Raw genomic sequence first — 11,533 nt, forward strand, 5'->3', positions numbered from 1 at the left:
GGGGGGCGCGGGGGGGGGCGGGGGGGCCGCCGCTGGCCGGCCTTGCCGCCTTGCCTGATCGAGCGGCCGGCGCCGCGGGCGGCGGATAGACGCCATGCAGCCGGATCGAATCCATGTACCCGGGCGGATACAGCGACTCGTCGGCAAACGGCTTGGCGCGCGGGGTCAAGCCCGCGACGCTCTTCACGTTGCCGCGGCGCATCCGGCCATCCTGCGTGTAGACAAACCGCTCGATCACCGAACCCTTTGGGAAGTCGAAAGTCAGCGCGCTGCGGTCGTCCTGGACCAGCACGACGGGCCGGTCACGGCAATTGCCCACGTCCCACGACAACACGTCGGACCCCTCGATGGCCAGCACGGTATAGCGGTAATCGCAGTTGCGGCGCTGGGTCTCGATGACGACCACGGTGCGCGGGCCAATGTTTTCGGTGCGGGCGATGCGCGCGGACTCGACATTGTTCAGGGGCACCACGCGCTGGTTGCCCGACAGCTTCACCGAGAAGTTCTTGCCTTCGCGGCGCAGGGTGCCCACTCCGCCATCCTGCAGCGGGAACTGGCCGATCTCGGTGCCGAACAGGGCGGCGGTGTCCACGCCGAACACGTAGTTGCCCCGGGAATTGGTCTTGACCGCGCAGGCGGACAGGCCAGCCAGCAAGAGGAAGCTGGCCGCAAGGCGAAGGATCAACGAACGGGATACGTGCAGGCGCAATGACATCATGGGAGGCGGAAAACCTGGCGCCGCGCGGGCGCCTTTTTCGTCAAAGCCCTGCAATGTATCGCAAAGTTACAGCGCAGGACCAGACTTGTTTCAATTGCGCCGGGCGCGTCGCGCCGTGCGTCGTCGCAAACCAGGCGCGGGTTTGGCGCGTCAGTTGGCGGCCTGCTTCAGTTCCATCGACAGTTTCACCAGTTCGTGCACGCCATTGCGAATGGCGGACACGGTGCGGGCCACGGTGGCGCGCAACAGGGCGATGTCGGGCAGGGTGTCGGGCGCGGCCACGAAGCTTTCCACCGAGGCCGATACGCGCGCGGGGCGATCGGCTTCCTCTTGCGGCAGCGTCAGCTTGATGGCCTTGCAGCGGTTGTTCACGACGTTGATGACTTCCAGGAATTGGCCGCGCGTCAGGTTCAGTTCATCTGCCTGCACGAAGGCGGGATAGACGAGGCGCAGGAATTCCGGGTCCGAATCGCTCAGGCTGAAATACATGATGCCCATGTCGGGATGCTTGAAGACCACGTCGCCTTGCTCGTCAAAGCTGGCGACAAGGCCCAGTTCTTCTTGCACCACGGTCTGGTACAGGGCGGACAGCGGGGTGGGGGTGGACATGATTCAACGCTCCGTTGGTGGTAAGTGGGAAAAAAGACGAACCCATGACCCTTGCTACGCGCCGTCTTGAAAAAGGTTCGAAAAATTTAGCGTCGAAGGATAAACCGAACCCGGCAAATCAATTGGCCGAAAAAAGGGCGAAAAAAAAATCGAACCTTTTGCGCTGTGGCGCGTAGGGGTCATTACCGGCATCCGCCTCACGCAAAAAAGGAAACACCATGCAGGACAAAGCACAAGACGTACTGACGCAGGCAAAGACCCACGCAACCCGGTGGGCAGCCATTGCGGTTCAGCGCGTCAACCGGGGCGACGCGGCGGGCGCGTTGCTGTTTCTTCTGGGCACCACGCTTTTCGCGGTGGTCTCCGTGCGCATGATGGGATCGGGCGTCAGTCTGAGCTTCTACGACCTCCTGCGCTTGCAGAATGGCGGCAGCGTGCAGGGCGCGATGGCAGGGCAGGGGGCCGGCGCGGGATTCTATGCCGTGTTGTGGCTGCTGGCCGTCGTGGGGCCGTTGCTGCCTTCGCTGCTGGACCATCGCGCGGCGCGCCTCGGCTACTTTGCGCCGCTGACGTTGTGGATCATCGCGTTGGCGGGCGTGGTCTCGCAGGTGCAGGAGTTCATGAATGCGACGCGCCAGTTGTCGGGTTTCATGGGCAGTTCGCGCGCCGGCCGCAGCCTGGCGGGCGACATGGCGTCCAACCTGTGGAGCGGCCTGTCGTTCGGGTTCGGCTTCTATCTGTCTGTCGCCATCGCGCTGGCCTTCACTGTCCGCGGGGTCGCCGCGCTGCGCCGCCGCGCTTGATTTTCCGCCCCTGCGCAGCTAAGGTGCCGCAGCCCCGAGAACCTGAATCATGAACACGCTCGAATCCAAGCGCTACGTCATCGACAACGTCGACGCGCTGTTGCGCATCATGCATGCCGACCCGCGCTACGCGCTGGCGTTCCGGAACAAGGCCGAGCAGCACATCACGCTGAAACTGCGCAGAAAGTTCTTCAACACGCCGCCCGAAGGCGTGGTGGACGCGTTCAACAACGCGCTCATGAAGTTCCTGCAGACGCGCAGTTTCAAGGACGAGGTCCTGCTGCACGGCCAGCCCGAGGGCGGATGGACGGCGCATGAACTGGCCGTCAGCAAGCTGGGCGGCTACCTGTACCGCGGATCGCTGCACGAGCTGATCCAGTATCACCGCCGCACGCGGCACGAGGTGCAGTGGGCGGGTCCCGACGACGGCGGCGATCGGGACGACACAGCGTCTGACGACGCCCGGGATGTGGCGGATGCCTCGCCCTTTGCCGACCCCGCGCAGGCGTATGAGCACCTGTCGGTCGTCAAGCGCATGCGCGATTGCCTCAACAAGCTCAGCGACACGCTGAAAACCACCATGTTCCTGTACCTGGACGACATGCCGATGGAACAGATCGCCCGGCAGCAGGACCTGCACGTGCCCACCGTGAAGAGCCGCCTGCACGCCGCGCGCAAGCTGGTGACGGAATGCACCCGCAAGGGGATGGACTGATGATGGCTGAAGACCGAGTGCTGTCGTATCTGGCCGGCGAGCTGGACGCCGATGCCCGCCGGGCCTTTGAAGCCGATCTCGCGAGGGATCCCGCATTGCAGGAGGAGCTGGAGGCGTGGCGCAATCTTGCCGAGGCGCGCCAGCTTGCGCATAACGAGATTGGGCAGGGCGAGCGCGATGCGGCTTTCTTGCGTGCGCTGGCGCAGGGCGTGGAGGCTGCGCCGGCGTCTGCCGAATCTGCGTGTGCGTCCGCGTCTGAGCCTGCGTCTGCCAAATCTGCGGGGGCGTCAGCGTCCGAGCCTGCGCCTGCGCGCGCGGCGGTGTCTTCGCACGCGCCAACGTCGCGCATGCGGCGCTTGTGGCAATGGCTGTGGCCCAAGCCCGCCAGCCCGTTGATGCCGCTGGGCTGGGCGCTCGCGATCATGCTGTCCGTTGTGGTGATGCAGCAGGCGCCGGTGCAAAATCCCACGGTCGTCATGTCCGACGACGTCCTGACGCGCGGCGGTGCATCTTGCCCGCGCCTGGTGGTCGATCTTCCCGATGCCCTGACCGCGCGGCAATTGCGCAATACCTTGTCCCAGTACGCGGTGTCCATCGTCGACGGGCCCGATGCGGATGGGCGATACGTCCTGGCCGCTGCGCGTGAGTCGTCGCTGCGCGATGCCGCGACGGCGCTGGGCGCGCTGTCGGTCACGGAGGCGCCAGCGGGCGCGTGCCCCAAACCGTGAGACCCGGCGCAAGCCCGAGATAACGTCCAGTCCCTCCCGAACAAAAAGTCAGACCGCGAATTTTCTATGAAGCCCAACAAAGAACCTGCCGTTGCCAGCATGCCGGACGCGCGGCCGCAACCCCTGATGCGGCGGCGCCTGCTGGCCGCGCTGGTCGGCGCGGGGCTCTGCGGCGGGCACGCAAGCGCCGTGCTCGCGGCGGGTGCGAATGCGCGGGGGCTGAACAACCGGAACATGATGGACGAGGAGCCGGTCCGCTCGGGCACGTCGGCACCCCAGCCGGCCACGCCTGCGCCGGCGCCGGACGACGGGCCTTCCGCAGCTGCGACGGATCGCAAGGTCGCATCGGATGCCAAGGCCCAGGCTGAACCCCAAGCCGACCCCCATGCGGACCCTCAAGCCGACCCCCAAGCCACGCCCGCCAAGCGCCGCTACGCGCTGGTGATCGGCAACGCGCGATACGCCGTTCCCGCAAACGCGCTGGTCAACCCGGTCAACGATGCCCGCCTCATTGCTGACTCACTGCGCCAGCGCCAGGTCGACGTGACCCTGCTCACGGACCTGACCACGGCGCAGATGGAAGCCGCCGTCGACGATTTCGCCCTTCGGGCCGCCGGCGGGGACCTGGCGCTGATGTACTTCGCCGGACACGCTGTCGCGGTGGACGACGTGAACTATCTGTTCGGCGTGGACCTGCCGCTGCCGCTGGGCGAGGTGCGCATCCGCACGGCGCAGCAAAGTTCGCTGAGCCTCAAGCGCGTGTCGCAAGCGCTGCGGCGGGCCAATGTCCGCGCGCGCCTGATGGTGCTGGACGCCTGCCGCACCAACCTGACGCGGGGCACGCCCGGCGCGGGACTGGTGCATGCCGTTCCAGCGGGCGGGGAACTTATCGCCTTCTCCACGCAGCCCGGCGCCACGGCCGAAGACGGCTTCGGCAACGACGGCCCCCGCCACAGCCCCTACGCGTACTACTTCGCGCAAGGGCTGCGCGCGCTGCCCGGTACCGCGCCGGTGGAGACCTTCTTCAAGCAATTGACCGCCGACGTGCAGGTGGCTACCTCCTACCGGCAGATTCCGCACTACGCCAGCAGCCTGGTCGGCACCGTCACGTTCACCACGCTGGCGGACGGCCAGACGCCCGCAACGCCGGGGGCATCCGGCGGTCAGACGGCGCAGGGCAGAGGCCCGTCCCCCACGCTTGGCCGCGATCTGATCAAGGCCCGCATGAGCGCCTGGGAATATGAGATAGAGCGGGGCGCGCAGTATGTGGACGAGCCCCGTCTGGCCTCATTGCAGGCGCGCGCCAACGCGGGCGACGTGGTCGCCATGACCACCCTGGGGCTGATCGCCGAAAACGGCGAGCACGTGCAACAGAACTACCCCGTCGCCGCCCGCTGGTATCAGCGCGCCGCCGATCAGGGATTCGCGCCCGCGCAGACCTATCTGGGCGAGCTGACCGGCATGGGCCGGGGCGTGCCCAAGAACTACGCCGTGGCCGAACGCCTGTTTCGCGATGCGGCCGAGGCCGGGCACCGGCGCGCGGCGATGGACCTGCTGGACGTGCGCGCGCGCATGGGCGAACCGATCGACCCGCGCGAGTGGGCCAAGGTGCTGCAGGACGCCGCGCTCAATCCGGTCGGGTTTCCCATGCCCGGCATGGCGCCCATTCAGGGCCTGCCGGACAACCCGTGGATGCGCGCGCTGGGTGTGCGCCCGCCCGGCCAGCCCTGAACCCCGCAGTGGCGCGCGTATGACGTCGCAGGCGCGTCAGGCAGGACGGTGATACACCGCCTCGACGTTGTAGCCGTCGGGGTCCAGGATGAAGGCGCCGTAGTAGTTCGGGTGATATTTCGGGCGTAACCCCGGCGCGCCGTTGTCGCGCCCGCCCGCCGCCAGCGCCGCGCGATGAAAGGCGTCGACCTCGTCACGGCTGCGCGCGCGGAACGCCACATGCACGCGCGGCGTGCTGGGCGTGCCCTCATGAATCCAGAACTCGCCGCCCGGGTCGCCCGCGTCGTCGGGCTCGCCAACGCCAAAGCCCATGCCCGTCGCCAACCCCTTGCGCGGCACATACCCTACCGCCGCGAGCGCGCTCAGGTAGAAAGCCCGGCTGCGCGCGAAGTCGCTGACGTGAATCTCGATGTGGTCCAACATACGCTGCTCCTCGGAAAGGCGGCCGCGTGGGCCGGAGAGGTCAGCATAGGTGAGGGGTCGGGGTGAGATCGCTTCGATTTGCAACGTGGGGATACGTGCTCTGGCATTGCGAATCCACGCTGGCGCCTGGTGAACGCGCAGGCGGCTTGCGCCGATCCTGCGCGGTGTCACCGTCTACCGATCAGAAACTCTCCCAATCATCATTCGACTGCGCGGGTTTGTTGTCGCCCGGTACGCGCAGCGGCGGTTTCGCTTGCGGCGCGGGCTTTGCGTCGGCGCGGCGAGTGTCCGCCGGCTTGCCGGCGGCCGCGCGTGAAGAGGTCGGCTTGGCCAAGACGCGCTGCGGCTTTGCGGGCTGGGCCGCTACAGACTGCACCTCTCGCACCTGAGCAACTTGCGGATTGGCCACAAATCGCGGCGCATCGTCCTCGGCAAGACGGAACACACTGACCAGCTTCACCAGCGTCGCGGCCTGCGAATTCAAGCTATGCGCGGCAGCAGCCGATTCTTCCACCAGCGCGGCATTCTGCTGCGTCGTCTGGTCGAGCTGGTTGATGGCGTCGCCCACTTGCGAGATGCCTTGGCCCTGCTCGTGGGCGGCCGCGCCGATTTCGGCGATCAGGTCGGCAACGCGGCGCACCTGCGTCACGATGTCGTTCATGGTGCTGCCGGCTTCGCCGACCAGGTTCGAACCGGCTTCGACGTTGCCGACGCTGTCGCTGATCAGCTGCTTGATTTCCTTGGCGGCGCTGGCGCTGCGTTGAGCCAGTGCGCGCACTTCGCTCGCCACGACCGCAAAGCCGCGGCCCTGTTCGCCCGCGCGGGCCGCTTCGACGGCGGCGTTCAGGGCGAGGATGTTGGTCTGGAACGCGATGGAGTCGATGACGGCGATGATGTCGACGATCTTGCGCGAGCTGGCGGAGATGGCGTCCATGGTGCTGACCACGTTGCCGACCACTTCGCCGCCGCGCGCGGCAGCTGCGCTGGCCGAGCCGGCCAGGCTGCCGGCCATCTGCACGGATTCCAGATTCTGCTTCACCGCGGCATTCATCTCTTCCATCGAGGCCGCGGTCTCTTCGACGTTGGCGGCCTGTTCCTCGGTGCGCTGGCTGAGGTCGGCGTTGCCGGATGAGATCTGCGTGGCGCCCGTGGCGATGGATTCGCTGGACTGGCGCACCTGGCTCACCAGTTGCGCCAGGTTGGCGCGCATGGCATCCATGTTGGCCAGCACGCTGGTCTGGTCGCCTTCGCGGCGCTGCACGCGCACGGCCAGGTTGCCCTTGGCGACTTCCTGGGCGATCTGCGCGGCGTAGGCGGGCTCGCCGCCCAGACGGCGCATAACGGAGCGCACCAAGCCAAGGCCCAGAATGCTGCCGATCAGCGCGCACAGCACGATCAGCGCGGTCAGCGTCCAGAACGTGCGCTCGACCGCGGCGGCGGCGTCTTCGGTGTCGAGGCGGGCCAGTTCTTCCTGGCGCTTGGCGGCTTCCATCAGGATGTTGCGCGCGGCAACATGCAGCGCGGCCGAGTCCTTGTGCAGGACGGTCATCGCGGTCGGATCGTTTCGGTCGGCCAGGCCCTTCACGTCGTTGACGGCCGCCTTGTAACGGGTCCAGGTGTCGGCCAGCTTGCCGCCGAGGTCCCGCAGGGCGGGGTCCTGCTCCTGCTGCAGACGGTCACGCGCCTGCAACACGGACTTTTCGGATTCTTCGTTCAGGCGCAGTTCGTTCTGGCGGCCTTGCGGATCGGTGTTCCAGATGTAGACATACATGCGCCGGAAATGCGTGGCGCCTTGGCGGGCGGCGTCGACGACGACGCGCAGCGGCATGACGGTTTCCGTGTACATGGCGCGCTGCTTCTGGCTGATGCTCCAGAGCTGCTGCATGGCGATGGCGCCAACGGCCACCAGCATCACGATGAAGAACAGCACCAGTGCTGTGAGGCTGCTCCGAAGAGAGAGATTTCTGAGTTTGGACATGATGGGCACGCGACGGGGGCGCGGAATGCGCCCTCCACCCGGGCACTACAGCACATCATGTTGCGGCGCAATACGGGGAATTACGGGCGAAAAAGCCGGATCGGCGCGGCTGCGTCGCCGGCAGCCCGATATGCGGGATTTTCGGGGCTGACGGCTTAACCGGCCGCCGCCGCAGCGCGCGCTATGGGGCCACCTGCACGTGTTCTATGCGGTTGCGCCCGTTGGCCTTGGCCAGATACAACTGCTCGTCCACGGCCTTGATGAAGTCCGCGCGCGTGACATTGCCTTCCGGAATCACGGTGCCCGCACCGACGCTGACCGTGACGCGTCTGCCATGCGGCGACAGCGCGTGCACGATGGCTTTTTTCTGTAATTGGCGCTGGCAGCGTTCCGCCACTTTCCGGGCCACCTCGGCATCGGCTTCGGGCAGCAGCACAACGAATTCTTCACCGCCGTAGCGCGCAACCAGATCGCGCGGACCATCCAGCGCCAGGCTCAGCGTCTCGGCGATTTCGATCAGGCACTTGTCGCCCTGGGTGTGGCCATACAGGTCGTTGTATTGCTTGAAGAAGTCGACGTCGAAGAGCAAGACCGACAAGGGCTGGTTTTCGCTGCTGGCGCGCTCCCATTCCAGTTCGAAACTGCTGTCGAATCGCCGCCGGTTGGCGATGTTGGTCAAGCCGTCCTTGAAAGACAGCACCTCCAGTTCCTTCTGCAGGCTGAGCAGTTTCTCTTCGGTCTTCTTGCGCTCGGTGATGTCGAACATGAAGCCGATCAGGGCCTCGGGCTCGCCGCTTTCGGTGCGCACCACGTGCACCACGTCGCGGATCCACACGTAGCCGTTGTCCTTGGTCAGCGCGCGGTAGTCGGCCTCGTGGTCGACGCCGGCCTGGGATTGCGAGACGCAGAAGTTGACCACGTACTCGCGATCCTCGGGATGCATGCGCATCGCCCAGTCCTCGACGGTGACCCAGCTGTCGGTGCGCCAGCCCAGCAACGCCTCGATCTGGGGGCCGATGTAGGCGAATTTCATCGTGGCCCAGTCGATCTTCCAGGGAATCGCCTTGGTCGATTCCAGCAAAGTCCTGTACACCGCGTTGTCGTGGAGAAGCGTGCTGTCGTCGGCCATGCTCAATCCTTCCGGGTTTCCAAGGAACGAGCACTGTAGCTCGAACCTTGGGGGACGGGAACCTGCCGATCGACGGCACGGGCTCACCGCATCTAGAACGGAACCGCCAGTTTCAGCGACCCCGAGTGGCTGGAACCGCGCGAGGCGAACTCGCCGTCGTACTGAAGGCGGAAGTCGACCTTGCCGGCGCTGGCCACCTGCAAGCCCGCCCCGACGCGGCCGATGACGTTGTCGGTGGGCATGCGCGTGGTGAACTTGCCGGCACTGGTCGACGCGCCCTGCAGGCGGGCGGTGGTCTCCCAGCCGTCTTCCGACAGGAACGAGACGCCGGCGTAGGCAAACGGCCGCATCATCGCGCCCTGCGGCAGGTCGACGCGGCCCCCGATCTCCAGGGTGGGCGCCAGGCCAAGGACGAATTGATCACTGCTGTCCACCTTCAGGCGCAATGCGTCGCCCGATTCGCTGTAGCCGGGCATGCGCGAGTAGCTGGCGGTCAGGTCGGCGTATGGCTTGAGGTAGAAGTTGCCCTGGTCGAACGTACGGGCAGCACGCAGGCGGGCGCCGAAGCTGTAGACATTGGGGGAACTCGTGGCTTCGCTGTCGAAGTTGGCGATGGCCAGGTTGCGGGTCAGGTCATACGAGCCATATCCGCCGCCCAGCGCGCCCGAGAACGTCCAGGCGCCTGCCTGCCGCTTGAGCACGATGCCTGCGTAGCCCGAATCGCCCGAGCCGCTGACCCGGCGGTCGTCCCCGCGGACACGGGTGTTCTGGTAGGCCATCGAGCCGCCCAGATACCAGTTGGGGGCCACTTCGCGCTGTCCGCCGAATTGGTAGGTCTGGCTGTCGTAAGAGAAGCTCGATGAGCCGTTTGCGGCGTCCTGGTTGGTGCGGCGGGCGGTGACTTCGCCCCACAGGCAGTTCTGCTCGCGGGTCAGCGAGCCGCTGCCGGCGAAGGTCGGGCACGACATCATGGCGTTGGAGAAGCGCGCCATGCCGAACTGCATCTGCGCGGCGGGCGCCAGCGCCACGCCCGGAGAAAGGTCCGACACCCGATCCTGATAGGCGCGCGCGCCGTTGCGGGAGGCGGTATCCAGCACCGCGTACAGGCCGGACAGCGCGGCCGCGCCGCCTTGGTCCCACGTGCGCTGCAAGTGCGTGGCGATGCCAGACTGATTGCGTTTGAGCTGCATCGCGCCGTCGTTGAAATTGGCGCCTGCGACGTGGATGCGGGTAGTGTTGCCGACCTGCCGGGTTTCGTAGTCGAAGACGGGCGAGTCGACGCCGGTCAGCGTGCCCGTGAGCGGGCCGTTGACGGTCAGGACCGGCAGTTCGCGGTTGGGCATGAGGGCGCGCGGCGCGATCATCATGCCGCCGTCCAGCGTTGCGGGACCCTTGACGGTCAGCGTGTCCACGTCCATCGCGTTGAAATCGGCCCCTGCCCGCAGCACGCCGGTGGCGGATTGCGTCAGCGTGCCGATCAGCGTGGTGCCAACAAAACGCGTGCGGGCGCTGCCCAGTGACGCGCCTTCCGAGCCGCCCAGCGCAATCAGGCCGGTGTTGGTCAGAGAATTGCCCACGAACTGCGCGCCGGCGATGTAGCTGCCGTTGTTGTTCATGGCGCCGCCGTTCAGGTTGACGGAGCCGGCCACCGTGCCGTTGTTGGCCACGCCCAGCGTGGCGCCGGTTGCCTGGATGGCGGTGCCGCCATTGCCGGACACGGAACCCGTCGCGTTGACCACCAGCGTGCCGGCCTGGTTGCCGTCGACCCAGACGCCCGCGCCGTTGGTGGCGGTGCCGCCGCTGACCTGGCCGGCCACCGTGACGGTGGCGCCGGTGTTGGCGTTGGCGCTTTGCGCAAAGATGCCGAAGCCGTTGGCGCCCGTTGCCGAGACGACGCCGCCTTGTCCGACCGTGACGTCGACGGTGCCGCTGTCCAGATTGTTGCCGTAAGGGGCGACGCCGCCGCCCGCGTAGACCGATTGGCCGTCCGCGGTCAGCACCAGGCCACCCGCGCCGTTCACGCTTTGCGCCAGGATGCCGATGGCGCCTGGCCCGCTGACGGCAACCGTGCCGTTGGCGTTGACGTTGACGGCGCCGCCGGCGCCGAAGCCCGCCGTGATCATGGTCGATTGGCCGGGGTCCACGACCAGCGTCGCGCCGGTGCCGGGCAGTCCGATGATGCCGCCGCCTGCGCCCACCGACTGTGCGATCACGCCGTGCGCGCCGGTGCCGCTGGTCTGGATGCGGCTTTGGGACGCGAGGGTGATGTTGACCGCGCCGCCCGACACGGCGCCGTAGCCTTGGGCGCCGGTGATCGACGTCGAGATTCCCTGCGGACGCTGCTGATTCTGCGAGTTGATGATCATGCCGCCCGCGCCGCCGATGCTCTGGCCGACCAGGCCGTAAGCGTTGTTGCCAGAGGTCGTGATGAGCAGACCGCTTACGTCATTGACTGTGACCGTGCCGCCCTGGCCCTGGCTCTGGTTGACGCCGCTGCTCACTTCCATCTGGAAGGCGGGGATGGTGTCGTCCGCCACGCTGATTCGTGCGCTGGTGCCCGCGCCCGCAAAGCCGCCGCCGCCGCCGACCGACTGGAGCACGGCCCCAAAGCCGGCCTCGCCCGTGGTGGTGATCTGCGTGGACGCGCCGCTGGTGTTCAGGGAAACCGCGCCGCCCGAACCGCCGCCGCCGCCCGTGCC

General features: G+C 67.0%; 10 protein-coding genes. 4 read left to right on the forward strand and 6 right to left on the reverse strand.

The annotated features are described in order from the left end of the window. Positions 1-718, reverse strand: a 718-nt coding sequence (locus tag B3446_RS11560) for a hypothetical protein (RefSeq protein WP_291381120.1), incomplete at its 3' end; no start/stop codon positions are given. A 150-nt stretch (positions 719-868) separates the two neighbouring features. After that, positions 869-1,327, reverse strand: a complete 459-nt coding sequence (locus tag B3446_RS11565) for a hypothetical protein (RefSeq protein WP_291381122.1) — start codon at positions 1,325-1,327, stop codon at positions 869-871. 218 nt (positions 1,328-1,545) lie between these two features. Between B3446_RS11565 and B3446_RS11570 the strand changes: the two genes are divergently transcribed. From B3446_RS11570 to B3446_RS11585, 4 genes are all read left to right on the forward strand, one after another. Next, complete coding sequence (locus B3446_RS11570; RefSeq protein WP_291381124.1) at positions 1,546-2,130, forward strand: hypothetical protein; 585 nt, start codon at positions 1,546-1,548, stop codon at positions 2,128-2,130. Positions 2,131-2,179: 49 nt separating this feature from the next. After that, complete coding sequence (locus tag B3446_RS11575; protein WP_291381126.1) at positions 2,180-2,845, forward strand: RNA polymerase sigma factor; 666 nt, start codon at positions 2,180-2,182, stop codon at positions 2,843-2,845. Next, positions 2,845-3,573 (forward strand): anti-sigma factor family protein, encoded by a 729-nt coding sequence (locus B3446_RS11580; protein ID WP_291381128.1) that lies wholly within the window; start codon positions 2,845-2,847, stop codon positions 3,571-3,573. The genes B3446_RS11575 and B3446_RS11580 overlap by 1 nt, the downstream gene beginning before the upstream one ends. Positions 3,574-3,639: 66 nt before the next feature. Beyond that, a complete protein-coding gene (locus tag B3446_RS11585) occupies positions 3,640-5,304 on the forward strand; it encodes a caspase family protein (RefSeq protein ID WP_291381130.1) in 1,665 nt (554 codons plus the stop codon). A gap of 36 nt (positions 5,305-5,340) precedes the next feature. Here B3446_RS11585 and B3446_RS11590 read toward each other — a convergent pair whose 3' ends face one another. From B3446_RS11590 to B3446_RS11605, 4 genes are all read right to left on the reverse strand, one after another. Beyond that, positions 5,341-5,727, reverse strand: coding sequence for a VOC family protein (locus B3446_RS11590; RefSeq protein ID WP_191577825.1), 387 nt, complete (start codon positions 5,725-5,727; stop codon positions 5,341-5,343). Between the two features lie 181 nt (positions 5,728-5,908). Then, positions 5,909-7,705 (reverse strand): methyl-accepting chemotaxis protein, encoded by a 1,797-nt coding sequence (locus B3446_RS11595; RefSeq protein WP_291381133.1) that lies wholly within the window; start codon positions 7,703-7,705, stop codon positions 5,909-5,911. Positions 7,706-7,886: 181 nt separating this feature from the next. Beyond that, complete coding sequence (locus tag B3446_RS11600; protein WP_291381135.1) at positions 7,887-8,834, reverse strand: sensor domain-containing diguanylate cyclase; 948 nt, start codon at positions 8,832-8,834, stop codon at positions 7,887-7,889. Positions 8,835-8,926: 92 nt separating this feature from the next. Next, a partial coding sequence (locus B3446_RS11605) for an autotransporter outer membrane beta-barrel domain-containing protein (RefSeq protein ID WP_291381137.1) occupies positions 8,927-11,533 on the reverse strand: 2,607 nt, incomplete at its 5' end.

Source organism: Achromobacter sp. UBA5777 (assembly GCF_002418565.1).
Taxonomy (GTDB): domain Bacteria; phylum Pseudomonadota; class Gammaproteobacteria; order Burkholderiales; family Burkholderiaceae_B; genus Achromobacter; species Achromobacter animicus.